The sequence below is a fragment of the Amycolatopsis sp. NPDC051061 genome (assembly GCF_040682935.1).
Classification (GTDB): domain Bacteria; phylum Actinomycetota; class Actinomycetes; order Mycobacteriales; family Pseudonocardiaceae; genus Amycolatopsis.
The window spans coordinates 69,364-94,190 of record NZ_JBFBBZ010000033.1; the positions used below are offsets into that span (position 1 = coordinate 69,364).

21 protein-coding genes are annotated in these 24,827 nt (G+C 71.0%); 16 read left to right on the top strand and 5 right to left on the bottom strand.

All coding sequences use genetic code 11. The annotated features are described in order from the left end of the window. Positions 1 to 247: 247 nt before the first annotated feature. On the bottom strand, positions 248 to 373 hold the full coding sequence (locus AB0N03_RS35550) for a hypothetical protein (RefSeq protein ID WP_364381258.1): 126 nt from the start codon (positions 371 to 373) through the stop codon (positions 248 to 250). A 164-nt stretch (positions 374 to 537) separates the two neighbouring features. Here AB0N03_RS35550 and AB0N03_RS35555 point away from each other — a divergent pair, with 164 nt between their 5' ends. From AB0N03_RS35555 to AB0N03_RS35575, 5 genes are all read left to right on the top strand, one after another. Next, positions 538 to 2,799, top strand: a complete 2,262-nt coding sequence (locus AB0N03_RS35555) for a cellulase family glycosylhydrolase (RefSeq protein ID WP_364381261.1) — start codon at positions 538 to 540, stop codon at positions 2,797 to 2,799. A gap of 28 nt (positions 2,800 to 2,827) precedes the next feature. Continuing rightward, positions 2,828 to 4,642, top strand: a complete 1,815-nt coding sequence (locus AB0N03_RS35560) for a rhamnogalacturonan lyase (protein WP_364381264.1) — start codon at positions 2,828 to 2,830, stop codon at positions 4,640 to 4,642. A gap of 63 nt (positions 4,643 to 4,705) precedes the next feature. After that, entirely contained in the window at positions 4,706 to 5,917 is a 1,212-nt protein-coding gene (locus AB0N03_RS35565) for a helix-turn-helix domain-containing protein (protein WP_364381267.1), read from the top strand. 204 nt (positions 5,918 to 6,121) lie between these two features. After that, positions 6,122 to 8,401 carry a molybdopterin cofactor-binding domain-containing protein gene (locus AB0N03_RS35570; RefSeq protein ID WP_364381270.1) on the top strand — a complete coding sequence of 760 codons (2,280 nt, stop codon included), beginning with the start codon at positions 6,122 to 6,124 and terminating at the stop codon, positions 8,399 to 8,401. Positions 8,402 to 8,410: 9 nt separating this feature from the next. Next, positions 8,411 to 8,887 (top strand): (2Fe-2S)-binding protein, encoded by a 477-nt coding sequence (locus AB0N03_RS35575; protein ID WP_364381273.1) that lies wholly within the window; start codon positions 8,411 to 8,413, stop codon positions 8,885 to 8,887. A gap of 84 nt (positions 8,888 to 8,971) precedes the next feature. On the opposite strand, the gene AB0N03_RS35580 is transcribed toward AB0N03_RS35575, so the two are convergent. Both AB0N03_RS35580 and AB0N03_RS35585 read right to left on the bottom strand, forming a co-directional pair. Then, on the bottom strand, positions 8,972 to 9,421 hold the full coding sequence (locus tag AB0N03_RS35580) for a hypothetical protein (RefSeq protein ID WP_364381275.1): 450 nt from the start codon (positions 9,419 to 9,421) through the stop codon (positions 8,972 to 8,974). Between the two features lie 132 nt (positions 9,422 to 9,553). Beyond that, positions 9,554 to 10,573: an ABC transporter substrate-binding protein gene (locus AB0N03_RS35585; RefSeq protein WP_364381278.1), complete on the bottom strand. Its 1,020-nt coding sequence runs from the start codon at positions 10,571 to 10,573 to the stop codon at positions 9,554 to 9,556. 995 nt (positions 10,574 to 11,568) lie between these two features. On the opposite strand from AB0N03_RS35585, the gene AB0N03_RS35590 reads away from it, so the two are divergent. Continuing rightward, positions 11,569 to 14,400 carry an AAA family ATPase gene (locus AB0N03_RS35590; RefSeq protein ID WP_364381281.1) on the top strand — a complete coding sequence of 944 codons (2,832 nt, stop codon included), beginning with the start codon at positions 11,569 to 11,571 and terminating at the stop codon, positions 14,398 to 14,400. A 15-nt stretch (positions 14,401 to 14,415) separates the two neighbouring features. Here AB0N03_RS35590 and AB0N03_RS35595 read toward each other — a convergent pair whose 3' ends face one another. Then, positions 14,416 to 15,564 (bottom strand): MFS transporter, encoded by a 1,149-nt coding sequence (locus AB0N03_RS35595; RefSeq protein WP_364381284.1) that lies wholly within the window; start codon positions 15,562 to 15,564, stop codon positions 14,416 to 14,418. A gap of 295 nt (positions 15,565 to 15,859) precedes the next feature. Here AB0N03_RS35595 and AB0N03_RS35600 point away from each other — a divergent pair, with 295 nt between their 5' ends. Continuing rightward, the gene (locus tag AB0N03_RS35600) at positions 15,860 to 16,156 is read left to right on the top strand and encodes a hypothetical protein (RefSeq protein WP_364381287.1); all 297 of its coding nucleotides are present in this window, start codon (positions 15,860 to 15,862) and stop codon (positions 16,154 to 16,156) included. 49 nt (positions 16,157 to 16,205) lie between these two features. On the opposite strand, the gene AB0N03_RS35605 is transcribed toward AB0N03_RS35600, so the two are convergent. After that, complete coding sequence (locus AB0N03_RS35605) at positions 16,206 to 17,228, bottom strand: RNA polymerase subunit sigma-70 (RefSeq protein ID WP_364381289.1); 1,023 nt, start codon at positions 17,226 to 17,228, stop codon at positions 16,206 to 16,208. A gap of 41 nt (positions 17,229 to 17,269) precedes the next feature. On the opposite strand from AB0N03_RS35605, the gene AB0N03_RS35610 reads away from it, so the two are divergent. From AB0N03_RS35610 to AB0N03_RS35650, 9 genes are all read left to right on the top strand, one after another. After that, positions 17,270 to 17,743, top strand: a complete 474-nt coding sequence (locus AB0N03_RS35610; RefSeq protein WP_364381292.1) for a DUF5134 domain-containing protein — start codon at positions 17,270 to 17,272, stop codon at positions 17,741 to 17,743. Between the two features lie 82 nt (positions 17,744 to 17,825). Beyond that, positions 17,826 to 18,533 carry a DUF899 domain-containing protein gene (locus AB0N03_RS35615; protein WP_364381295.1) on the top strand — a complete coding sequence of 236 codons (708 nt, stop codon included), beginning with the start codon at positions 17,826 to 17,828 and terminating at the stop codon, positions 18,531 to 18,533. A gap of 295 nt (positions 18,534 to 18,828) precedes the next feature. Then, positions 18,829 to 19,695, top strand: a complete 867-nt coding sequence (locus tag AB0N03_RS35620) for an amidohydrolase family protein (RefSeq protein WP_364381298.1) — start codon at positions 18,829 to 18,831, stop codon at positions 19,693 to 19,695. Continuing rightward, positions 19,688 to 20,575: a hypothetical protein gene (locus AB0N03_RS35625; RefSeq protein WP_364381301.1), complete on the top strand. Its 888-nt coding sequence runs from the start codon at positions 19,688 to 19,690 to the stop codon at positions 20,573 to 20,575. The genes AB0N03_RS35620 and AB0N03_RS35625 overlap by 8 nt, the downstream gene beginning before the upstream one ends. A 37-nt stretch (positions 20,576 to 20,612) precedes the next feature. Next, positions 20,613 to 21,908: a C4-dicarboxylate transporter DctA gene (gene dctA, locus AB0N03_RS35630; RefSeq protein WP_364381303.1), complete on the top strand. Its 1,296-nt coding sequence runs from the start codon at positions 20,613 to 20,615 to the stop codon at positions 21,906 to 21,908. A 390-nt stretch (positions 21,909 to 22,298) separates the two neighbouring features. Beyond that, on the top strand, positions 22,299 to 22,667 hold the full coding sequence (locus AB0N03_RS35635; RefSeq protein ID WP_364381306.1) for a roadblock/LC7 domain-containing protein: 369 nt from the start codon (positions 22,299 to 22,301) through the stop codon (positions 22,665 to 22,667). Between the two features lie 34 nt (positions 22,668 to 22,701). Continuing rightward, positions 22,702 to 23,067 carry a hypothetical protein gene (locus AB0N03_RS35640; RefSeq protein ID WP_364381382.1) on the top strand — a complete coding sequence of 122 codons (366 nt, stop codon included), beginning with the start codon at positions 22,702 to 22,704 and terminating at the stop codon, positions 23,065 to 23,067. Positions 23,068 to 23,086: 19 nt separating this feature from the next. Further along, positions 23,087 to 23,755 (top strand): hypothetical protein, encoded by a 669-nt coding sequence (locus AB0N03_RS35645; protein ID WP_364381309.1) that lies wholly within the window; start codon positions 23,087 to 23,089, stop codon positions 23,753 to 23,755. A gap of 629 nt (positions 23,756 to 24,384) precedes the next feature. Continuing rightward, positions 24,385 to 24,819, top strand: a complete 435-nt coding sequence (locus AB0N03_RS35650; protein WP_364381312.1) for a DinB family protein — start codon at positions 24,385 to 24,387, stop codon at positions 24,817 to 24,819. The last annotated feature ends 8 nt before the right edge of the window (positions 24,820 to 24,827 follow it).

A 24,827-nucleotide genomic window follows, 5' to 3' on the forward strand; every position in this document is an offset into this window, starting at 1 on the left:
AGAGTCCACTGAGGTTCTCGCCGAAGAAGCCGGCGGAGTCGGCGACCGCGACGGCCGGGTCACCGGGCCACTTCGCCGTCGCGGCCTGCGCGGTGCCGGAGGACGCGGCGAGCAGCGCCGAGAGAAGTAGTGCGGGCGCGGGCAGCGCGGCGTCGTCAAATGATCTTGACCCGACGGACTGTACCCATCGAGGGGAACGCGCACATCCTCCGAACGGACTGGGCCATTCGGGGCGCCCTGAGCGCGCTTATGCACCGGTGTCCGCCGGCGTCACCCGCGGCCGCCCGTCGACGTAGCGGCAGCGCAGGATGCCGTTCGTGAGGTTCATCGCGAAGCCCTGCGGATGGTCCGCGCTCGGAGTCGACGTGCTCACCACGATCGTGCGCTGACGTCTTCGTCCACTGTGGACTGATTCGAGTTCGACGACGTGGTCGAATCCGCCGATGCTTTCGCTCGGGGTGGCCGAGCCGTTACACTCCCGTGCTGGGAGCGCTCCCAGGTCGACTGTCCCTGTCGTATTTTCTCCAGGAGGTCGGTATGACCCGGCGTTTTCTCCGGGCGCTCGTGGTCGGCTTGCTCTTCGCCGCCTGCGTCGTCGCCCTGCCGCACACGAGAAGCACAGCAGCCGCCGCGCCCACGCGGATCATGGCGCTCGGCGACTCCATCACCGGTTCGCCCGGCTGCTGGCGGGCGCTGCTGTGGAAGCACCTGCAGGACACCGGCCACACCGACGTCGACTTCGTCGGGACGCTCCCCGCCCAGGGCTGTGGCTTCACCTACGACGGCGAGAACGAAGGCCACGGCGGGTTCCTCGCCACCGGGATCGTGCGGGACAACCAGCTGCCCGGCTGGCTGTCGGCCACCCGGCCGGACATCGTCCTGATGCACTTCGGCACCAACGACGTCTGGAACGCCGTCTCCGCGAGCACGATTCTGGACGCCTACACGACGCTGCTCGGCCAGATGCGGGCGAGCAACCCGGCGACGAAGCTCGTCGTCGCCAAGATCATCCCGATGAACCCGGCCAGCTGCGCCGCCTGCGCGCAACGGGTGGTCGACCTGAACAGCGCCATTCCCGCCTGGGCGCAGGCGCACAGCACGGCCACCTCGCCGATCACCGTCGTCGACCAGTGGACCGGGTTCGACACCGCCGCCGACACCACCGACGGCGTGCACCCGAACGGCACCACCGGCATCCAGAAGATGGAAAGCCGCTGGTACCCGGCTCTGCTCGCGGCGCTGCCGACCAGCACGGCGGCGGCCGGGCTGCACGTCAGCGGCACCCAGGTCGTCGAGGCGAGCGGCGCGGCGTTCGTGATGCGCGGCGTGAACCACCCGTACGCCTGGTATCCCACCCAAACCGGGGCCTTCGCGGACATCAAGTCCTTCGGCGCCAACACCGTGCGCGTGGTGCTCGGCAGCGGCCAGCGGTGGGGCCCGACGTCGGCGGCCGAGGTCGCGAACGTCGTCTCGCTGTGCAAGCAGTCCCGGCTGATCTGCGTGCTGGAAGCGCACGACACCACCGGCTACGGCGAAGAGGGCGCGGCCGCGAGCCTCGACCAGGCGGCGAGCTACTGGATCAGCGTGGCCAGTGCCCTGCAGGGCCAGGAGAACTACGTCGTGCTCAACCTGGGCAACGAGCCGTTCGGCAACAACCAGCAGGTGAGCGCCACCTGGGCGAGCGCGACGAGCAACGCGATCACCCGGCTGCGCGGCGCCGGCCTCCAGCACCTGCTCATGGCCGACGCGCCGATGTGGGGTCAGGACTGGCAGAACATCATGCGCGACAACGCCGCTTCGGTGCTGGCCGCCGACCCGCGGCACAACACGGTGTTCTCCCTCCACATGTACGGCGTCTACGACACCGCGGCCGAGATCACCGGGTACTTCGACGCCTTCCGCACCGCCGGCCTGCCGCTGGTGGTGGGGGAGTTCGGGAACATGCACACCGACGGCAACCCCGACGAGGACACGATCATGGCCCAGGCGCAGGCCCGCGGCCTCGGTTATCTCGGCTGGTCGTGGAGCGGCAACAGCAGTGACGTCGCCTATCTGGACCTGGTCAACTCGTTCAACCCGGCGAGCCTGACGGCGTGGGGAGAGCGCTTTCTCAACGGCGCGAACGGCGTCCGCCAGACCTCGAAGGAGGCCACGATCTACGGTGGCGGTACCGCCGACACCGTCGCGCCGACCACCCCCGGCACGCCGTCCGCATCGGCCGTGACGGCCACCGGCGCCACACTGAGTTGGAGCGCCTCGACCGACAACGTCGGAGTCACCGGCTATGACGTCTTCCGGGCCACCGGCAGCGGCACGTCCGCCCTGGTCGCGTCGGCCGCGACGACCACCTTCACCGACTCCGGCCTGACCGCCTCGACGGCCTACCGCTACCAGGTGCGCGCCCGCGACGCCGCGGGGAACGTCTCGGCGAACTCCGCGGCCGCCACGGTGACGACCAGCGCAGGCGGTTCGGGGACGTGCAAGATCGGCTACTCCGCCCCCGCCTGGGGTGGCGGCACCGGATTCACGGCGAGCGTGACCATCACCAACACCGGCTCGGGCACCCTCACCGGCTGGACCCTCGCCTTCACCTACACCGCCGGTCAGCGCGTGACCCTGCCCGGCTGGGGCGCCGACTTCACCCAGAACGGCGGCGCGGTCACCGCGACCAACCTGTCCTGGAACGGCGCCTTGGCCCCGAACGCGTCGACCGGCATCGGCTTCAACGGCACGTTCACCGGGGCCAACCCGGCGCCGGCTTCGTTCACCCTCAACGGAAGCACCTGCACGACCGGCTGATCCGTCCACACCAGACAAGGAGATGAGTATGTTCACGCTGAGTCGCAGGCTGGTCGTGGCCGCCGTGGGCGTCCTGGTGGTGGGACTGACACCAGGCGTCGCGACGGGGGAGACCACACCGACGTTCGACAAGCTGAACCGCGGGGTGGTCAGCGTCCACACCGCGAAGGGAAACCAGGTCGGCTGGCGGTTGCTCGCCGACGACCCCGCGGGCGTGACGTTCGCTGTCTACCGCGATGGCGCCAGGGTCACGCAGACGCTCGTCGGCGGGCCGACCGGTTACCTCGACGCCGGCGCTCCGGCCGGGGCCGGGTACACCGTTCGCGCCGTCGTCGGCGGCGTCGAGCGGATGTCGGCGTTCGCCGCCGAGGATTCGCTGACGCTCGACAGCACGGCCGCGGCGAGCACCCGGGACGTGCCGATCCAGACCCCGCCGGGCGGCACGACGCAGTCCGGGGAGAGCTACACCTACGCCGCGAACGACGCGAGCGTCGGCGACCTGGACGGCGACGGCCAGTACGAGCTCGTCCTGAAGTGGGATCCGAGCAACGCCAAGGACAATTCGCAGTCCGGCTACACCGGGGACGTCTACGTCGACGCCTACCGGCTCGACGGCACCCGGCTGTGGCGGATCGACCTGGGCCGCAACATCCGCGCCGGCGCGCACTACACGCAGTTCCAGGTGTTCGACTACGACGGCGACGGCCGGGCCGAAGTCGCCATGAAGACCGCCGACGGCACGCGGTCCGGCACCGGGCAGGTGATCGGCAGCGCGAGCGCGGACTACCGCAACTCGAGCGGCTACATCCTGTCCGGCCCGGAGTTCCTGACGATGTTCAACGGCCAGACCGGCGCCGCGATGGCCACGGTGAACTACGACCCGCCGCGCGGCACGGTGTCCTCGTGGGGCGACAGCTACGGCAACCGGGTGGATCGGTTCCTCGCCGGCACGGCGTACCTGGACGGCTCGCACCCGAGCCTGATCATGTCGCGCGGCTACTACACCCGGACCGTCATCGCGGCCTGGGACTTCCGGGGCGGCGCGCTGACCGAGCGGTGGAAGTTCGACTCCACCTCGGCCGGCTCGCAGTACACGGGTCAGGGCGACCACCAGCTGGCCATCGCCGACGCGGACGGCGACGGCCGCGACGAGATCGTCTTCGGCGCCATGGCCATCGACGACAACGGCGCTCCACTGTGGAACACCCGGCTCGGCCACGGCGACGCCATGCACGTCGGCGACCTGATCCCGAGCCGGGCCGGCCTGGAAGAGTTCAAAGTGGACGAAGACACCTCGAAACCGGCTGCCTGGATGGCCGACGCGAAGACCGGGCAGATCATCTGGCAGAACGCGTCGTGCTCCTGCGACAACGGCCGCGGTGTCTCGGACGACGTCTACGCGGGCAGCCCCGGCGCCGAGTCGTGGTCGTCCGCGGTGTCCGGCCTGCTGAACACCGGCGGGCAGAACATCGGCCGCAAGCCGTCCTCGACGAACTTCGTCATCTGGTGGGACGGCGACGCCCAGCGCGAACTGCTGGACGGCACCCACATCGACAAGTACGGCACCGGCGGCGACACCCGGCTGCTCACCGCGTCCGGCGTCCACTCGAACAACGGCACCAAGAGCACGCCGTCGCTGCAGGCGGACCTGTTCGGCGACTGGCGGGAGGAGGTCGTCTGGCCGACGTCGGACAACCGGGCGCTGCGGATCTACTCGACCACCGACACGACGAGCATCTCCCACGTCTCGCTGATGCAGGACCGCCAGTACCGGGAAGCCGTGGCGTGGCAGAACACCGCCTACAACCAGCCGCCGCACCCGAGTTTCGCGCTGGCGAGGTGAGCGGGAATCCGGGCCGCGACGTAGGCTGACGCGCCGGCGAGAGGCGCGACGGTGGTGGTGCGGATGGGCGAGGCACGGGCGGACGCCCGGGACACCGCGTGGTCGCTCGCGGCCAGGGTGCTGGACGAGCTCGACGAGCTCACCGGCGCCCTGGTCGCCGTCATCGTCGAGCAGAACCCCGGCTACCGGACGGTCGACGTCGTGCCCGACGACGACCTGTGGCGCTCCTGCCACGACAACCTCCGCCGGGTCCTGCAGCTGATCGGCCGGGACCCCGAGACCGCCGAGGACCTCTACGACGCGGCCAAGGCGACCGGCCGGCGCCGGGCCGAACAGCAGCTCCCGCTCGACGACGTCCTGCGCTCGTTCCGGATCGGCGGCCGGCTGGTCTGGCAGGCCCTGACCGAGAAGGCCCGGGCGACCGGGTACGTCAACAACGAGGCCATGCTGGACCTCGCGACCCGCGTGTGGGAGGTCGTCGACGCCACTTCGGCCCAGGTGGCGCTGGCCTACCACGTGGCCGAGCGCAGTTTCGTCCGCGCGGACGAGCAGCGGCGGGCCTCGCTCTGGGAAGGGCTGCTGCAGGGCCGGGCGGCCGACGCGGGGTTCGCCTACGAGGCGGGCCGTGCGCTGCGCCTGCCGATTTCGGGGCCCTACGTCGTCGTCGCGGCCGCCGGTCCCGGCGACGCCGCTTTCGCCGAGCCGCTCGGGTCGGCGTTGGAGGACCTCGGGTCGGCGTCGGCCTGGCAATCGCGCGCGGACGTGCTCGTCGGCCTGGTTTCGCTGCCGGGTCGCGAGGTCGCGGACGCCGTCGACGCGATCGGGTCCGTGCTGACCGTGCCGGCCGGCGTGTCGCTGGTCGTCGACGGGCTGGCGGCCGTGCACACGGCCTACCGCCAGGCGGTGCTGGCGATGCGGACGGTGCCGCCGGGCCGGGCCGACGTGGTGTGCCTGGCCGAGCGGCTTCCCGAAGCACTGCTGCTCAGCTCGCCCGAACTGACCGAGTCGCTGCAGCAGAATTGGCTGGGCGGGCTGCTGGACCTGCGGGCGGTCGAGCGCGGCCCGCTGCTGGAGACCCTCGCGACGTGGGTGCGCACCGGTGGCTCGGCGACCCGCTCGGCGCAGGCGCTGCACTGCCACCGCAACACCGTGCTCAACCGGATCCACCGGATCGAAGAGCTGACCGGCCGGTCGCTGACCGGCGGTGACCTGGCCCTGGAGCTGGCCCTGGTCGTCCGCGCGCTGCCCTTCCTCCCGCCACCGCGCGTGCCTTGACTCGCACCCCCTGTGCACTGTGCACAACGACACTAGGCCAAATGTAGGCACTCAGCTCCTTCATTCGGCGGCGTGATGTGTGTAACACTCCGGCCCGGCGGTGCTCCGGCCCGCGCTTCTCCCACACCGTCGTTCGAGAGGTCCCAGCCGCTCATGCCCGAAAACGACCCTTCCGTCCCACCACCCGGGTCCGAGCCGCGCTCCATGGCCCGCCGCCGCTTCCTCGGCTTCGTGCTCGCCGCGCCGACGCTCGCCGTCGCCGCGCAGGTCGGGGGCGCGGAGCTGGCGCCGAGCAAGGCCGACGCCGCGATCCCGTCGCTGCCCCAGCCCGAGGACCTCTTCGACCTCGGCGACCTGCAGAACCTCGCCGCGCTGCCGACGTCCGGCCTGATCAGCGTGCAGATCGGCGCGGACGGCCGGGCCGCGTTCGCCGTACCCCGCGCCGAGGTCGGCCAGGGGATGACCACCGCCGTGGCGATGATGATCGCCGAGGAGCTCGACCTCCCGCTGGACAAGATCGACGTCACGCTCGCCGACGCCCGCCCCGAGCTGCTGATGAACCAGCTGACCGGCGGCTCCAACTCGATGCGCAGCATCTACACGCCGGTCCGGACCGCCTCGGCGATCGCCCGGCAGCGGCTGATCGCCGCGGCCGCCGCGAAGTGGGGTGTGCCGGCGTCGCAGCTGACGACGTCCGGCGGGGTCGTGCGCGGCTCCGGCGGCCGCACGGCGAGCTACGGCTCCCTCGCGAAGGCCGCCGCGTCCGCCACCACGATCAGCGTGGCCGCGACGCTGAAGCCGCGGTCGGAGTTCAAGGTGCTCGGCACGCCGCAGAACCGCCTCGACGCCCACGCGGCGGTCACCGGCACCAAGCAGTTCACCCTCGACCTGGACGTGCCGGACGCGCTTCCGACGATGGTCGCCCGGCCGCCCACGATCAACGGCACGCCGCGCGCGATCCTCAACGCCGCCGAGGTCAAGGCGATGTCCGGGATCACCGACGTCGCCGCGATCTCGCACGGCGTCGCGGTGCGCGGCCGCACCTTCGGCCAGTGCATCGACGCGATCCGGGCGCTGAAGGTGACCTGGGGCGCGGGCACGGTCGACGGCGAGTCCGACGCGACCGTGCTCAAGAAGCTCAAGGCCGCGCAGCTGCCGATGGCCGTTCCCGGGCTGCTCAACCAGTACATCGACGCCGAATTCACCTTCGCCGCCGCCAGCAACAGCCCGCTGGAGACCGGCGCCGCGATCGCCGACGTCCGCCCGGACCGCGCGGAGATCTGGTCGTGCCTCAAGGTGCCGATCGTCGCTCAGGAGGAGATCGCCAAGCTGCTGGGGCTGCCGCAGGACGCGGTGAAGGTGCACGTCACCCAGGGCGGCGGTTCGTTCGGGCGGCACCTGTTCCACGACGCGGCCGCCGAAGCGGCGGAGGCGTCGCAGAAAATGGGCAAGCCGGTCAAGCTGATGTGGTCGCGCACCGACGACTTCCGCCAGGGCCGCATCCACCCGATGTGCGTCTCGCGCGTGCGGGCGACCTACCTGCTCGGCAACGTCGTCAGCTTCGAACAGCGGCACACGAGCGTGCAGACGGAGTTCAGCCACGGGCTCGGTGAGATGATCACCGCGACCGCCGCGAAGCTCCCGATCGCCGGCAACCTCAGCTTCGCCGAGTCGATCTTCCTGCTGAGCCAGTCCTCGCCGTACAACTTCGGCGTCACGACCCAGCTGCTCAACGAGATCCCGCTGAAGTTCAACACCGGCAGCATGCGCAACATCTACTCGCCCAACGTGGTCACCGCCGAGGAGCTGGTCGTCGACCAGCTGGCGAAGAAGTTCGGCAAGGACCCCGTCGCGTTCCGCCGCGAGTTCCTCAAGGACGCCCGGCTGCGCGCGGTGCTGGACAAGGCCGTCCAGGTCGGCAACTGGGGCCGTTCGCTGCCCGCCGGTGTGGCGCAAGGGATCGCGCTGCACTCGGAGTACCGCGGCGCGGTCGCGGTGCTGGTGGAGATCGACTGCCGGCCGGAGACGGTCAACCGCCCGATTCGCGACGGCGTCACGGGCCCGCGGGTGACGAAGGCGCTCGTGGTCGTCGACCCGGGTTTCGCGATCAACCCGCGCGGCCTCGAGGCGCAGATGATCGGCGGGCTCAACGACGGCATCGCGATGTGCCTGACGTCCAGCCTGCACATCAAGGACGGGATCCCGCTGGAAGGCAGCTGGGACAACTACTTCTACACCCGGGAGTGGAACACCCCGCCCGAGACGCAGGTCGTCGTCATGCCGAACACGTCGTCGAGCCCCAGCGGTGCCGGTGAACTCGCGGTGGCGCCGTCGTTCGCCGCCGTCGCCTGCGCGTACGCCCGTGCGGTCGGGAAGATGCCGACCTCGTTCCCGATCAACCACGGCACGCTCGGCTTCGAGCCGCTGCCGCTGCAGCCGTCCACGCCGCCGTCGCCCACCGACGGCCTCGACCACGCCTACTAGGAGCACGCCGTGCCGCAACACACCCTGAAGGTCAACGGCCGCGTGGTCACCGTCGACGCCGACGACGACCTCCGGCTGCTGTGGGTCCTGCGCGACCTGCTGGGCATCAAAGGCCCGAAGTACGGCTGCGGGCTGGACGTCTGCAAGGCGTGCACCAGCCACATCAACGGCAAGGCGTTCAACCCCTGCTCGGTGCGCGTGGCCGACATCAAGGAGAGCGACGAGATCACGACGATCGAAGGCCTGCCCGCGACGGTGGGCAAGGACCTCCACCCGATGCAGGAGGCGTGGCTGGAGCTGGACGTCGCCCAGTGCGGCTACTGCCAGCCGGGCCAGATCATGGCGGCGGTGGCCAAGGTCCGCCAGGCCACGGCGGCGGGCCGGGAGATCACGGACGCGGACCTGGACGAGATCCGCAACATCTGCCGCTGCGGCACGTACGCCCGGATCCGCGAGGCGGTGAAGGCGGGCGCGGAGAACATGTGACCCAGGCCGGTCGTGAGTGGGAAACGGGGTTGGAACACTGTTTCCCGCTCACGACCGCCCGCCGCGTCGCCCGGCTGGTCGAGGTCACCGCGGCCCTCGGCTACTGACCTTGGTCTCGCACCGGACGCGCGGCGCGGCCTCGGTACCGGACGCGACGCAGTCGACGCCCCGGCCCGGCCCGGGGACCGGGTAGGCGAACACGATCGGCGCGTCGCTGTCCCGGCCGACGGAGAACTTGACGACGGTCGGCGTCCAGGATCCGTTGCCGTGCAGGACCTTCGAGTAGTACGCGGTGTGCGGGCCGATGGTCGTGCCCATGCCTTCGCCGTCGTCGTTCAGTTCGTGCACGTTCAGCACGTAGTCCCCGGCGGTGTACTTGCCCTGGTTCTCGTGCCCGGCCTCGGCCGCCGTCGCGCTGATGACTTCCGGCGCGACGGGGTCGGCGGCCGTGGCGATCACGGTGGCCCCGACCGCCACCACCGCGGCCCCGGCCGCGACCGCGACGACGCCGAACCGTTTGGTGCGCGACTTCATGGTGCCTCCCTCGCTCCCGGTCGATGATCAAGCTAGGGGAGCGGGGGTGGCCGGCGCCTCGGCCGAAGGTACCGGGGACCTCGTCCTTTCGGCCGAGGTCCCCGCGGGGTCACCGGGAGATCCGGCGCCGGGTCATCTGCCCGCCTGCGGTCCGATCATCGAGTTCACGTCGATCGGAGACGGGATGGCGCCGAGCTGCAGCAACAGGTCCGGCACGCGTTGCAGGCGCCGCGAGTCCAGCGTCGAGCCGTAGCCCGGCAAGGTGAGCAGCTTGGCCGTGTCCTCGTCGATCTTGGCGAAGCGCACCAGCAGCGGCTCGACCTTGGCGCGGTCGTTCAAGGCCTCGTGGGTGGCCTTCTGCATCGCGCGCTGGAACGCGGCCAGCGTCTTCGGGTTGTCCCGCACCCATTTCTTCGTCGCGCCGTAACCGGTCAGCGGGAAGTCCTGGGTCGCCCCGGTGTTGATGTCGATCACGGGAATCGCGCCGGCCGTCTTGGCGGCCTGCGTGATGTACGGCTCCGGCAGGTACGCGGCGTCCGCCTCACCCTGCTGCAGCGCCGCGGCGATGTTCGGCAGCGGGATCAGCACCCATTTCACCTTGCTGAAACCCACGCCGTGATCTTGCATCACCGAACGGGTGAGAAGATCCGACGCGGTGTTCTTCGCCGTGATGGCGATCTTCTTGCCGTCCAGATCGAAGATTGTTTTCACCGGCGAATTCGGAACCGTGACGATCGCATTGGACTTCGCGTTGACCGACGTCGCGTCGGCGATCAGCTGCATGTCGGCGGCGCCGGTGCTCTTCGCGGTGAAGAACGGGGGATAAGTCGAAAACGCGATGTCGGCTTCGCCCGAGATCGACTTCGTCAGCGAAGCCTGGCCGCTGGCGGCGACGACGGACTCGACGGTGAGGCCCTCGGCCTGGAAGTAGCCGCCGTCCTGGGCCAGCCAGAACGGCCCGAGGTCCGTGGTGGGCAGGATCGAGACCTTCAGCGTCGGCTTTTCCAGGCCGCCGCCGCTCGATGAGGCGGCCGGATCGTTCAAACCGAGTGCGCCGCAGCTGGTGACGACCGTGACGGCCGTGACAGCCGCGAGGGCCAGCGCGGCGTGGCGAGCACGAACACCGCCACTGCTCCTGGCGATTCCAAACAAGACCTGCTCCTAGACGGAGATGTTGGTTGATGTACCGAATCCAGGGAAGGCGCGTAAATAATTCCCCGGCGTCAGGCAGGCCACTGTAGGCACCCTCACATCGCTTGACAATGTGTGGTCCGGGCCGAAAGTGGGATTTCACCGTAATGGCGGCGTGAATACTTGATCGACGATCTTGTCGTTGACCACCGGGCCGCGAAGGGTGCTACGAATCGGCGCGGTCGAAAGGGGGTGCGGCACCGATTTCCCGGGGAGGGGAAGATCAGGATCGCGAATTCGAGGGCGCTGCGCCCGGGTCGGAGACGTGCCACCGCGGCCCGGCCCGCGCCGCGGTGAGTGCGGAGAGTCACGAGCTCGGCGCTCACTCAGAGTGACGAACTGCCGCTGTTGCCGGGTCGCCGACGCCCGTCCGGCGACCGGGCGGAGAAGTGCGGAAAACGTGGCCCCGAGGGCGTCGGCGAAGCGGAAAACAACGGCGAGCACCGCAAATTCTCTCTGTCGAAACCGGCCGTCTACCGGCAGCCGCGGTTTCGTCGCCGCTACGGGCGTTCGGGGATCTCGGAGGTATTCGCGAAGGTCATCCGTGCGGCGGTGGGCAAGAGGGTGGCCACCCCGTGTCGAAATCCTCGAATGGCCTATCCCGCGGTCTCGGAACGGTCACGGCCGGGAAGCCGTCCGGGCGACGGCTGCGAGGATGAAGTCCGTGTCCACCAGCGGTTTCATCGGCGGGTTGGGGGTTCCGCCCGGTTCTTTCCGGGCGGGCCGCGCCGACGGGATCCGGCGTCGCACTCGCCACCGGCGATGCGCCCGCACCGTTCCTCCGGCGGCCGGAGATCCACCGGCGCGGGGCGGGGGAATCACGGTGGGATCACGAATCGGAAAATTGTCGAAATGGAGGTTTACCGGCCGGGAATCCCAGCCGGCGCGCGGTCGACGATCCGGTTGGCTCCACCATACCTCTTGTTGGGAAACCGAATTCATTCTACTATCTCTGTGTGCGACCGCTCACGGACGGTACCGAGCTCCTGGTCGGCCGAGACGGTGAGCTGTCCCGGCTGGCTACCTGGATCCGTGACGTGGCCACGGGTCGCGGTCGCGCCGTGCTGGTGGACGGCGAGCCGGGCATCGGCAAGTCCGCGCTGGTCCGGGCCGGCTGCGCCGCCGCCGCCGACGCGGGCTGCCAGGTGTACTGGGGTGCCGGTGACGAGCTCGGGCAGGCGCTGCCGCTGCTCCCGCTCCTGGATGCCCTGGAGATCACGCCGGCCACGCGGGATCCCCGTCGTGACGCCATCTCCGAGCTGCTGGGGGGCGGAGCGGTCACCGGCATGGGTGCCGACCTCGCCGCCGCGGCCGCCGAGCAGCTGATCGCGCTGGTGGACCAGCTCAGCCAGGACGGGCCGGTGGTGCTGGTCGTCGACGAGCTGCAGTGGGCCGATCGCACGACGGTGGCGGTGTGGAGCCGGCTCGCCCGCTCGGTCCGGCAGCTCCCGCTGCTCCTGATCGGCGTGCTGCGCCCGGTGCCGCGCCGCGACGACCTGCGGTCGCTCTTCCGGATCGTCAAGCCCGCCGAGCGGCTGCGGCTGGGCCGGCTGGGGGAACCGGCGGTGGCCGAGCTGGTGGCCGCGCTGGCCGGCGGCAGACCGGGCGCCAAACTGGCGCGGCTGGCCGACGGCGCCGCCGGGAACCCGTTGTACCTCACCGAACTCCTCGACGCGCTGACCAGGAGCTCCTGCCTGGAGGTCGACACCGCGGGCGTCGCGGAGCTGACCGGCGCGGCCACGCCGGACTCCCTGCCGGAGGCGATCGCGGACCGGCTGGGCTTCCTCACGGAGCCGGCGCTGGGCGTGCTGCGGTCCGCGGCGCTGCTCGGGGTCGGCTTCTCGGTCGCGGACCTCGTGACCGTGACGAACACCCCGCTCGCCGACCTGCTGCCCGCCCTCGACGAGGCCTGCACCGCCGGGGTGCTGATGTCGGCCGGTGACGACCTGGCGTTCCGGCACCCGCTGATCCGCGAGGCGTTGTACGACGAGATGCCGACGTCGGTCCGGATCGCCTGGCACCAGGGCGCCGCGTGGGCGCTGGCCGAGGCGAGCGCCCCGGTGGAGCGGGTCGCGCGGCAGCTGCTGCCCATGGTGTCCACAACGGACACCCGGGTGCCGGTGCCCGCCTGGGCCGTGCGGTGGTTGCTCGACGTGGCCGCGCCGTTGACCGGCCAGGCACCCGTGGTCGCCGTCGCGCTCCTGCGGCGGGCGGTGCGGGACGCGCCGCTCGACGACGCCGTGACGGGCGCGCTGGCCTGCCGGCTGGCCGACGCGTACTACCGGGTGGGCAACGTGGCGCAGGCCGAGCGGATCGCCTGCCGCGCCCTGGATCGCGTCCGCGATCCCGACGTGCACGTCGCCCTGCACACGACGGTCGTGCAGTGCCGCGGAGCGACCGGCCGCTCCGCCGAGTCCCTCGCCGCGCTGAACGACGCCTTGGTCCGGCCGGGTCTGCAGGCCCGGCACCGGGCGCGGATGCTGGTGCTCATCGCGCGTACGCACCTCGACCTCGGCGAGGTCGACACCGCGGGCCGGGTCGCCGCCAAGGCGCTGGTGGAGCTCGGCCCGGCCGAAGATCGCTGGGCGACCGGGTGGGCGCTGCACGTGTCGAGCCTGGTCTTGATGATGCGGGGTGAGTGGGACGGCGCGCTGCCGCTGTTCGAGCGCGCGCTGGCCATCGTGCGGGGCGACCCCGAGCTGATCGACCTCACCCTGCTGCTGCGCATCAACCAGTCGGTCACCTACGGCGCGATCGACCGCCACACCGACGCGCTCGCCGCCGCCGGGCGGGCACGTGAACTGGCCGACCGCACCGGCAGCGTGATGCGGCTGAGCCAGGCTCAGAGCGCGCTCGGGCGGGTGATGCTGCGCGCGGGCCGGTGGGACGACGCCCTGGCCGAGGTCGACGTCGTCCCGGACGAGCGCAAGGACCCGAGCGTGGTGTGCTGCGACCACGGCGTCGCTGCGATCATCCACTTCCACCGCGGTGAGGCGGCCGCGGCCCGCCGGCACCTCGACGTCGCGGCGCCGTACTCGGAACGCATCGGCGACCGGATCGTGGATCCGATGATCCGGGCCCGCAGTCTCGCCCTCGAGCACGCCGGCGCGCCGGACCGGGCGCTCGCCGTGCTGACCGACGTGCTGGCCGGCGAAGACGCGGCGGAGGACCTGCTGGGGGACGCGGCCCGGCTCGCCGCGATGATCGGCGACGCGCGGACCGTGGTGGAGATCGAGGCCCGGGTGCGCGCGCTCGCCGCCGAGTCCACCGTTCCGCACCACCAGGCGCTGGCCCTGTTCTGCCGCGGCCTGCTCGAGCAGGACGCCACGATGTTGTTGCGTGCGGCCGAAGGCTACTGCGACGCGGGCCGGCCGCTCGCCCAGGCCAAAGCGCTGGAAGCGGCCGCGGTCATGTTCGCCGAAGCCCGGGCCGAAGACCGCGGTTCGGCGCGGGCCGCCTTCACCCACGCCATCGACCTCTACGCGAAGCTGGACGCGCAGTGGGACGTGGCGAGGCTGCGCGCCATGTTCCGGGCGTTCGGCATCCGGCGCGGCCCGTCGGTGAAGCACCGCCAGGCCACGCACGGCTGGGACAGCCTCACCCCGACCGAGGGCCGGATCGCCGCGCTCGTCGTCGAAGGCCTGTCGAACCCGCAGATCGCGGCCCGCCTCTACTTGTCCCCGCGCACGGTCAGCACGCACGTTTCGCACATCCTGACCAAGCTCGGCGTGCATTCGCGGATCGACATCGCCCGGGAAGCCGCCCGCCACCAGTCGGCGCTGGGCTGAGCTTCCCGGGTTCCGTCAGACCCCGACCTCCGGAGCGTTCCTCGGGCGGCGCAGGGTGAACGCCCGCGAGACCGGCAGCATCGATGTCCCGCGCGACACCGCGGCGTGCCCGCTGAGGATCTGGCCGGCCAGGATCGCGAGCACCAGCAGCAGCGGGGTTCGCCACGTACCGGACTGCGTGTGCAGCCAGCCGCAGGCCAGCACGCCGAAGCCGGCGATGACGTACCCCACGCCCTGGACCACGGCGGACAGCGAGAGCGAGCTGTCCCGGCTGCGCAACGAGATCGTCGTCAGGACGAACGCGAGCGACCCCATGCCGAGGCCGGTGGCCCCGGCCCACAGCCAGGGCGCGGCCGCCGGCGCGACGAGCAGGCCGGTCACGCCGATGAGGTTGGGGGCGGCCAGGACGACGACCAGCAGGGTCTGGTTGCTCCACCGGCGCGTCCAGCCCGGCACCAGCCACATCATGGGCAGCCCCATGGCCATCGACAACGCCAGGCACGCGCCCGCGGTCGTCGGCGGGACCCCCGCGTCGCGCAGGATGCCGGGGAGCCAGCCCATGACCAGGAACGTCACCGTCGAGATGAGTCCGAAGTGGATGGTCAAGGCCGACGCCGACGTCGACCCGGAGGCGGCCGGTGGCGCCCCGAACTCGCCGGGGGTGCGCCGCCACACCTGGTGGGCCAGCAGCGCCACGATCGCCCACAGGCCGAGGGCGAGCCGCCACGACGACGACATGACGGCGGTGGGCGTGACCAGCGCGCCGGCCGTGCTGCCGAGCCCGAGCCCGAGGGTGAAGGCGGCGGACCCCTTGGCCAGCATCGGCAGCATGGTGCCGAGCACGGCGATGGACAGGCACGCGAGCGCCGTCCCGATCAGCAGCGGCACCGAGCCCCCGACGACCCGCCCGGCCAGCGACAGCACCAGCCCGCCGAGGGCCACGGTCACGGTCCGGTGCGTCCCCACCCGGGCACACAGCCACGGCGTCCCCCAGCCACCGAGCCCGATCGCCCACAGGGGCAACGCGACGAGCACCGCGGCGATGAGGTCCCGGGCGACCGGGATGTCCGGGAGGGCCGCGCCCAGGCTGGTGACGGCCGGGCGGAGGTTGATGGCCAAGACGAAGATCACAGCGGTGGAAACGCTCGTGGTAGCACGCGTCATCGCTCCTCCTCGGCGTCGAGGTCCGGAGCGTGGGGCCCCGTAGAACAATGCTTCGTGACGCGGCTGTCTCAGACATCCGTCAGCTGACGTATGTTCGAAGTCTTGTTGTCTTTCAACGGATGCGAGGCGTCCGGAGGCCCGCGAACGGGCGTGCATCGGCACGGCCGGACGGGGCTCCAGTCGGCTCTTGCAGCTGGTCCGGGGCGAATGCGCCGGCAGCCGGGACGACACCGGTGCAGCCGGGGCCGCCGGGTTGTCCACCTCCCTGAACTGCCCGCAGAACAGGGAGAACCCGATGAGCGCCATGATCATCCAGTACCGGACCCGCCCGGAAGCGGCCGCGGAGAACCGCCGCCTCGTCGAAGCCGTGCTCCGGGACGCCGCCCGGGAGGAGGGCATCCAGTACGCGGCCTTCCAGCACGAAGACGGGGTGACCTTCGTGCACGTCGTCGCCGAGAACGCGGGCGGGAAGCTGGACCGGCTCCCCGCGTTCGCCGAGTTCCGGCGAGGGCTGGAGCCCCGGACCGAGCCGGGCAGCCGCACCGCCACCCGGGTGGACGTCCTCGGCCTGGCCGTGCGGAGCGTCGCCTAGGCGCCGGACCGGGGCGCCGCCGCACCCAGGCGGCGCCCCGGCTCGGGGGTCAGCCCGGCAACGTCTCCGGCAGCCCGAACGCCGGGAAGAGCTTCTCGTCCAGGAACACCACCATCCGGCTGATGACGCCGTCTTCGGCCTCCAGGACGTGGATCCCGTGGCCGGCGAACGAACCGTCCGCCCGCCGGCTGTAGCTGCCCACCGCCGGAAAACCGTTGGCGCCGGTCGGCAGGGCCCGCCGTGGTGACGCGAAGATCCGGCGGGTGTGGTGCTCCAGGACCGCGTCCCGGCCGCGGAACCACACCGCGATCGGCGGCATCTGGTACTCGACGTCCGAGCGCAGCAGCGCCGCCAGGCCCGCGGTGTCCGCGTCCTCGAACGCCTTCAGGTAACGGCGCAGGACTTCGTCGTCGAGTCCCGGGTCCGGGGCGACCTCGTCCTGGACCGGCTGGTCGGCGGCCAGCGTCGCCCGGGCGCGCTGCAACGCGCTGCGCGCCGCCGTGGTCGTCATGCCCAGCGTCTCGGCCGCCTCCGACACGCGGAACGCGGCGACGTCGACGAGCATGAGCACCGCCCGCTGCCGCGCCGGCAGCCGCTGGAACGCCGCGACGACGGCCAAGCGCGTGCTGTCGCGCAGCGCGGCCAGGTCAGCGGGGTCGTCCCCGGCCGTCGGCAGCGGCTCCAGCCACGACACCGTGTCGATCCGGGGCAGCGGCCCGGCCGTCTCCGTCCCCTCTCCGAGCCCGGACGGCAGCACCCGCCGCCGGGCGCTCTTGAGCACGTTCAGGCAGGAGTTGGTGGCGATCCGGTACAGCCAGGTGCGCAGGGACGCGCGCCCTTCGAAGCCGTCGTAGGCCTGCCACGCGCGCAGCAGCGTGTCCTGCACCAGGTCTTCGGCGTCCTGGAACGAGCCCAGCAGGCGGTAGCAGTGGGCGAGCAGCTCGCGGCGGTACGGATCCGCCAGCCGCCAGAAGTCTTCGTCAGCCATCAGGTCCTCTCCTGTCCGTACCTGGTTCGGACAACCGGGCGGCGCCGGATTCACCGGTTCGTTCGCCGTCGGTGCCTTGTCCACCCGGTCATGACACTCGGAAGCGCAACCAGGAAGGACCCGGCGTGATTCCCGAACCGGCCCTGCGCTGGATCTTCACCGTCGCCTTCGCCGCCGCCGGCGCCTTCTGCCTCTACCGCGGCTTCCGCGCGGGCACGGCCGTCCAGCGCGTCAGCGGCGTCCTGCACCTGGCCTTGTGCGGCGGCATGATCGCGATGGCCTGGCCGGCGACGATGGACCTCGCGCCGGCGCCGCAGGTCCTGCTCTTCGGCTTCGCCGCGGTGTGGTTCACGGGCCTGCTCGTGTCCGGTGCGCGGGGCCACGACGGCTACCACGCCGTGATGGCGGCCGCGATGGTCTGGATGGTGCTGGTCATGTCCGCGGGTGCGTCACCGGCTCCGGCGGCGGTCCTGGCCGTGGTCTTCGCGGCGGCCGGGACGGTCCGGCTCGGGCAGGCCGCCCGCGTCCGCGCCGCGGGGCCGGCCGCCGACGCGGTCATGGGCTGGGGGATGGCCCTGCTGTGCGCGCTGCTGGCCTGAGCCGATGCATTCCGGCCCCGCGCCTTGTCGGTCCGGGGAGGCACGCACCCGGCGTGCCCGAACCGGATCCGGAGAACAACCGATGGTGAACCTGCCCCGCGTCGTATCGCGGGAAGAGTGGCTGACGGCCCGCAAGGAACTCCTCGCGCAGGAGAAGGAGGTGACCCTGCGGCGGGACGCGCTCAGCGCGCGCCGTCGCGAGCTGCCCATGGTCAAGGTGGACGAGGACTACGTCTTCGAAGGGCCCGGTGGAAAGGTGCGGCTCCTCGATCTGTTCGAGGGCCGCCGCCAGCTCGTCGTCTACCACTTCATGTTCGGCCCGGACGACACCGAAGGCCACAACAGCTGCTCGCTCCTGGTGGACAACATCGCCCACGAAGAGCACCTGCACGCGCTCGACACCACGGTCGCGCTCGTGTCCCGCGCGCCGATCGGGAAGCTGACGGCGTTCCGGGAGCGCATGGGCTGGAGCGTCCCGTGGTATTCGTCCCTCGGCAGCGACTTCAACTACGACTACCACGTCACCACCGACGAGTCCGTCGCGCCGGTCGAGTACAACTACAAGGACAAGGCCACGCTGATCGACAAGGGCACGCCCTGGTACGCCGAGGGCGAGTGGCAGGGCCTGAGCGTCTTCTTCCGCGACGGCGACGACGTCCACCACACGTACTCGACCTACGAACGCGGTCTCGACCCGCTCGTCACCACCTACAGCTACCTCGACCTCACGCCCCTCGGCCGGCAAGCCCACATCACGAAGTTCCGCCTCCACGACGGCTACGCGTCCTAGCGGGCCTCGGGCCGGGACGGCGGACGCGACCATCGCGGACGTCGTCCCGGCCGCTCGGTTTTTGCACCACCGCGGGGTTTTCGCCGGATTTGGCCGAGTCGGCGTCGCGACGTGGTCGAGTGACTTGGACCACAACCGCTGCGCGAAAAGTGGCGCTGACATCGGGGCGCAAATCATCGCCACGACCGCACCCCAGATTGTGCTGACTATCGAGAACAAAATTGTTAACGATCGCTGTAGGCTTCCCCGCGTTCCGCCGGCGTCTTCCGCCCGGTTCGCGAGCCCAGGAGAGCCCATGGACGTCATCGACACGCACACCCACGTCATCTCGCCGGACACCGGCCGCTACCCGCCGGACCCGATCGGTGGCCGCCGGTCCGAGTGGTCGCTCGCCCACCCGGTCGACATCGACGGCCTGGTACGGGCGCTCGACCAGGCCGGCATCGCCAAGGCCGTCGTCGTGCAGGCGTCCACTGTGTACGGACACGACAACCGTTACGTGGCCGAGGCGGTGCGCGCGCACCCCGACCGGTTCGCCGGCGTGTACTCGATCGACGCGCTCGCCCCTGACGCCGTGGCGCGCATCCGGCACTGGCAGGGCGAGGGCCTGTCCGGCTTTCGCCTGTTCACGACCGGGACGACGATGCCCGGCCAGGGCGACTGGCTCGGGCACGAGGACTCCTTCCCCGCCTGGGCCCACGCCGAAGAGCAGGACATCCCGGTGTGCCTGCAGATGACGATCCAGGGCCTGCCCGCGCTGCGGCGGCTGCTCGAACGCTTCCCGGGGGTGCGGGTACTGCTGGACCACTGCGCGCGCCCCGACCTGTCCGACGGCAAGCCCTTCCGGGCCGCGCGGGCCTTGTTCGAGATGGCCGGGTTCCCCGGCGTCCACCTCAAGCTCACGCACCGCGCGCTGGCCGCGTCGGCGGCCGGGGCGTCGACCCCGGCGGACTTCCTCGCCGAGCTGGTCGGCGCGTACGGCGCCGGCCGCATCGCCTGGGGCTCCAACTTCCCGGCCGCGGAAGGGACTCCGGCGAATATCCTGGCGGAGGCACGGGAAGCGGTGGCCAGTCTGTCCGAAGTGGACCAGGAGCAGGTCTTCGGCGGCACGGCCGCGAAGTTCTACCCGGCCGTCGCCGTCGCGGGCGGCCGCCGTGCCTGACCTGCGCACCGTCCTCGCCGACTACCCGCACACCGCGCCGCTGAAGAACGGCGACGTCGTCAGCTCTTCGGTGCGGCTGGACTTCCAGACCGTCAAGCCGGTGCACAAGGCCTTCGCGCCGATGGTGCGCGACGAGGCCTACGACCTGTCCGAGCTGGCCGTCGTCACGGCGCTGCAGGCGATCGCCCACGGCCGCCCGGTGGTCCTGCTGCCGGTCGTGGTCGCCGCACGCTTCCAGCGCGCCTGCCTGATCGCGCACGCTTCGCGGCCGGTGGCGCCGCAAGAGCTGGCCGGCCGGCGCGTCGGGGTGCGCGCCTACGCGCAGACCACCGGCATGTGGGTCCGCGCCCACCTCGCGGAGGACTTCGGGCTCGCGCCCCAGGACATCCACTGGATCACCCGCGACGGCGCGCACGTGCGCGAATACCAGGACCCGCCCTTCGTCGAGCACGGCATCGGCGACACGGCGCTGGTCGATCTGCTGCGCGAGGGCCGGATCGACGCGACGATCCTCGGCAACGACCTGCCCGAGGGTGACGAGTTCGTCCCGGTCGTCCCCGACGCCGTCGCCCGCGACACGCAATGGTGGCAGCGCAGCGGATTCATGCCGGTCAACCACATGGTCGTCGCCGGGGCGTCGGTCGCCCGCCGCGATCCCGGCGCCGTCCGCGAGGCCTACGACCTGCTGCGCCGCGCGGACGCCACGGTGGCCCGGCCGGCGGGAACCCCGAGCCCGACGCTGTTCGGCTTCGAACGGCTGCGCCGCCCGCTGGAGATCATCATCGACGCCTGCCTGGAGCAGGACCTGCTGCCGCGAAGGCTCGACGTGGACGAGGTGTTCGCGCCCGCCCGGGACGTGCTGGGCGTCGAAGCGGGCTGAACCGAGCCGGACATTCAACGGAGAAACCGGAAAGACGATGAGCGAAACCCTCTCCACGGGCGCCCCCGCGCGCGCCCGCAAGCCCTTCTACCGCGACCTGGCGTTCCAGGTCCTCGTCGGGGTCGCCGCGGGGGTGCTGGTCGGGGCGCTCGCGCCCTCGGTCGGCCACCACTTCCAGTTCCTCGGCACCATCTTCATCCACCTGATCCAGATGGTGGTCGGCCTGATCATCTTCTGCACGGTCACCCACGGCATCACCAGCGTGCGGGACCTCGGCAAGGTCGGCCGCATCGCGGTCAAGGCGCTCGTGTACTTCGAGGTGATCACCACGATCGCGCTGGTGATCGGCCTGGTCGTGGTCAACGTGCTCAAGCCCGGCGCCGGCATGCACATCGACCCGGCCACGCTGCACGCGAGCGGTACCGCCACCGCGCCGGCCAAGTCGGAGGGGTTCGACGACTTCCTGGTCAGCCTCGTGCCGACGTCGGCGGTGCAGGCCTTCGCCGAGGGCGAGATCCTGCAGGTACTGGTGTTCTCGGTGCTGTTCGCGTGCGGGCTGGCGTCGCTGGGCGAGAAGGCCCAGCCGGTGCTGGACTTCGTCGGCCACGTCCAGCAGGCGCTGTTCTGGATCATCCGCAAGGTCATGCGGATCGCGCCGATTGCGGCCTTCGGGGCGATCGCCTACACGGTGTCGCGCTACGGCCTGGGCACGCTCCTGCCACTCGGCAAGCTGATCGGCGTGTTCTACCTGATCGTCGTGCTGTTCTTCGTGCTGGTCCTGTGGCCGGTCTCGCGCTACGGCGGCTTCAGCCTCCTGAAGATGATGCGCTACTTCCGCGCCGAGCTGATCCTGGTGCTGGGCACCAGTTCGTCGGAGAGCGTCTTCCCGCAGCTGACGGCGAAGCTGAAGAAGCTCGGCGTCGACGAGCCGGTCGTCGGGCTGGTGCTGCCCACGGCGTACAGCTTCAACCACGACGGCACGTGCCTGTACTTCGCAGCGGTGAGCGTGTTCCTGGCGCAGGCCACCGGCACCGACCTGGGCTGGCAGGCGCAGCTGGGCCTGCTGCTGGTGCTGCTGCTGACCTCGAAGGGCGGCGCGGGCGTGTCCGGCTCCGCGATCGCGGTCCTGGCGCTGACCCTGACCGCGACCCACACGATCCCGGTGAGCAGCATCGCGCTGGTGCTGGGCGTGCACAGCGTCCTGTCGGCGGCGTTCGTGTTCACCAACATCGCGGGCAACTGCGTCGCGACGCTGGTGGTGGGCAAGTGGGAGAACGCGATCGACCGCGAGCGCCTGCACGCGGAACTGGACGCCGGTCACCAAGCGGCTTGAGGTGGCCGGCCGCCCCGCGCGGCGAATGGGCGAAAGTGAACTCCCGGTCACGCAGAGATACAACCGTGATCGGGCACTTCCGGCGGCATAAGCGCATTTCAGACGCCCCGCCGAAAATTCGGAACACCGACGCCGCCTTCGGCGTGATCAATGGACATCGCTCCCGTCGGTGAATTCTCTCTTTGGTTACAGCAAACTGCGCGCTTCACCCGATCGTGTAAAGGCGAAGGGTGGCCATCCGGCGTGAAGTGATGGTGGCTGTAGGGTCCCCCGCGGCAGGGCAACCCGAACGGCTGATCATCTTTTCGGCCACCGGTTTGCTCATGACTTCGTCCGGAGTGACCGAGCCCGTCCGGGCCGATCAGTCATTCCGAAAGAAAGAACAGGGAATTGGACTTCGACGCACTGGCCGCCGAGCTGCGAAAGCTCCGGGAAAACGTGGCGGGGGTGACCGGCACGGTGCTCGCCGCGGTCGACGGGATACCGATCATCGCCGACGCGGCCGACTACATCGACCCGGCGAAGATCTCCGCGCTCGCCGCGGCCGATCTCGGGATCGCGCGCCAGGCCGCCGAGATGACGGGCAAGGGCACGCTCAGCCAGACCGTCGTGTTCGGCAGCGACGGCTACATGGCCGTCTACGCCGTGGGCCGGCTGGCGCTGATGGTCGTCCTGGGGGACAAGGGCCTGAACGTCGGGCGCCTCCTCTTCGAGTCCCGGCCCGTCATCGAGCGGATCGGCACGATCCTGGCCGCGTAGCAAGGCAGTTCAACGGAAAGGTTGCAGGATGATGATGAACATCGACACCGCGCTCAAGGAAGCCATGTCCATCGCCGGCGCTGTCGGCGTCGCGCTGGTCGACTACGAAAGCGGGATGTCACTCGGCACCAGCGGGGGCGGGGAGTGGCTCGACCTGGAGGTCGCCGCGGCCGGCAACACGGAGGTCGTGCGGGCGAAGCTGCGGGTGATGTCCTCGCTCGCGCTCAACGACACCATCGAGGACATCCTGATCACGTTGCACCGCCAGTACCACCTGATCCGGTTGATCAACACCTCCCGGAACTCGCTGTTCCTGTACCTGGTGCTGGACCGGGAGCGGGCGAACCTCGCCTTGGCCCGCCACTACCTCAAGCGCATCGAAGCCGACCTGCAGGTGTAGCTCGGGGGAGGAGAGGGCGATGACCGGAGGCGGCTCCCGCGCCGCACTCGTCATCGGCACGGCGTTGATGCACGACCTCGGCTCGTTGTTCCCGGTGGCGATGAACCTCGCCGGCGACGAGCTCGCGTTCACCTTCGTGTCGTCCTGCCCTTCGCCCGACGCCGTCGAGGAGTGGGTGCGGCGGCGGTCGGGTGCCGTCGTGGCCGACCGGGTGCTCCGCTTCTCCGTCGACGCGGACGGCAGGCGGATCCGCGTCGAGCTCGCCGGGACGCCGGTCCGGGCCCTGGTCGTGCTCGCGGCCGACGTCACGGCGGCGGCGGTGAACGCCCCGCGTCTCGGCCGCTGGCAGGACCAGATGCCCTGCACCCTGCACGTCGCGCTGGACGAGCTCGCCCGGGTGCTTTCGCGCTGCCACCACCGCGCCGGCGGCGCCGAGCCGCTGATCGACCTGGACCTCGCGTACCGGCCCGACGGCGACTACGAGATCCGGCTGGCCGGGGCGCACGAGCGGGTGCGCCCGTTCATCGCACCGGTCCGCCCGGTGCTCGCGATGCGCTGGCGGTCGACGACCTCGGCGCAGCGCAAGGCTTTTCTCGACGAGTTCCCGGACGGCGCACCCGCCCGAGGCTGGCTTCGCCGCCGGCGTACCGTCCGGATCATGGGATTGGAGATGGAAGTCTCGTCCTGACCGGGCCGATGTGCGGGGCGGCCGAATGTGCCCACGGGGCCATTCGGCCGCCCCTTTCGCTTGTGCGCCCGCCCGGAGAGCGGATGACCCCGCCACCAGGGCCGAACGGCACCTTCCGGCGGCGGCCGCGAAATCCGTACGGTCGAGCCGGCCGCCGCGCCCGCTCCGGACCTTCCCGTTCCGCGCGGGTCGAAACAATTCCGCCTACCGTGCGGAAACGGTGGTAATTTGTTCTTCGAACACCTGGACGCAATCGTTTCTCCGGTCTTTTCGCCGCCCTCGTGGACAGTAGTGTCCGGCACCGGCGCCGGGGAGACACATCTGGCCGCGACCTGCTGTGTCGCAGCGGGTTGGCACCCGACGGCGGCTCGGACAGCTTCATCGAATGGTGGCACCGCGCGGCCCGCGGGGAGCTCGACCCGTTCATCCTGATCGTCGAGGGCTCCATCGCCGACGAGACGAACAAGGCCGAAGGCTTCTTCGTTCGGAGAGGACCACCATGCCTCCGATCCTGGGCCGCGCGACCGCGCCACGGCGAGCGGCGGGCGCGTTTCTCAAGCCGATCCACAGCCACGCCGGGGCGGCGACGTAGGGTCGGCGGCACCGGCTTCGACGCATGAGGGAGCACGATGCGGATCAGCGACGAGGACTACCTGTGGTTCACCGGCCGGGCCCTGGACGGGATGGCGGCGATCCTCGCGGAGCTGGGCGACGAGCGCGCCAACCGGCGGCCGCCGCTGCCGGGGGCGAACACGCCCTACGCGATCGTGACGCACTGCCTCGGCGTGCTCGAGTTCTGGGCCGGCTCGCTGGTCGCCGGCCGCGCGGTGGAGCGCGACCGGGACGCCGAGTTCACGGCGTCGGGTCCGGTGGCCGGACTGATCGAGCGCGTCGCCGCCGCGAAAGAACAGCTGCGCGCCGACCTGACGGTGGCCGAGCCCACCGAGCCGCTGCGTGCGCCGGCGCCGGCCAAGTACGCCGGCACCCCGGCGGGCCGCTCGCAAGGTGGTGCACTGCAGCACGTGTACGAGGAGCTGGCCAACACCACGGCCACCTCGAGCTGACCCGCGAC

Excerpts from the sequence above, each read along its gene's own strand:
- AB0N03_RS35555 (WP_364381261.1), top strand. The coding sequence starts at position 538 with ATGACCCGGCGTTTTCTCCGGGCGCTCGTGGTCGGCTTGCTCTTCGCC.
- AB0N03_RS35560 (WP_364381264.1), top strand. The coding sequence starts at position 2,828 with ATGTTCACGCTGAGTCGCAGGCTGGTCGTGGCCGCCGTGGGCGTCCTG.
- AB0N03_RS35565 (WP_364381267.1), top strand. The coding sequence starts at position 4,706 with ATGGGCGAGGCACGGGCGGACGCCCGGGACACCGCGTGGTCGCTCGCG.
- AB0N03_RS35570 (WP_364381270.1), top strand. The coding sequence starts at position 6,122 with ATGGCCCGCCGCCGCTTCCTCGGCTTCGTGCTCGCCGCGCCGACGCTC.
- AB0N03_RS35580 (WP_364381275.1), bottom strand. The coding sequence starts at position 9,421 with ATGAAGTCGCGCACCAAACGGTTCGGCGTCGTCGCGGTCGCGGCCGGG.
- AB0N03_RS35595 (WP_364381284.1), bottom strand. The coding sequence starts at position 15,564 with ATGACGCGTGCTACCACGAGCGTTTCCACCGCTGTGATCTTCGTCTTG.
- AB0N03_RS35600 (WP_364381287.1), top strand. The coding sequence starts at position 15,860 with ATGAGCGCCATGATCATCCAGTACCGGACCCGCCCGGAAGCGGCCGCG.
- AB0N03_RS35615 (WP_364381295.1), top strand. The coding sequence starts at position 17,826 with ATGGTGAACCTGCCCCGCGTCGTATCGCGGGAAGAGTGGCTGACGGCC.
- AB0N03_RS35620 (WP_364381298.1), top strand. The coding sequence starts at position 18,829 with ATGGACGTCATCGACACGCACACCCACGTCATCTCGCCGGACACCGGC.
- dctA (WP_364381303.1), top strand. The coding sequence starts at position 20,613 with ATGAGCGAAACCCTCTCCACGGGCGCCCCCGCGCGCGCCCGCAAGCCC.
- AB0N03_RS35640 (WP_364381382.1), top strand. The coding sequence starts at position 22,702 with ATGAACATCGACACCGCGCTCAAGGAAGCCATGTCCATCGCCGGCGCT.
- AB0N03_RS35645 (WP_364381309.1), top strand. The coding sequence starts at position 23,087 with ATGACCGGAGGCGGCTCCCGCGCCGCACTCGTCATCGGCACGGCGTTG.
- AB0N03_RS35650 (WP_364381312.1), top strand. The coding sequence starts at position 24,385 with ATGCGGATCAGCGACGAGGACTACCTGTGGTTCACCGGCCGGGCCCTG.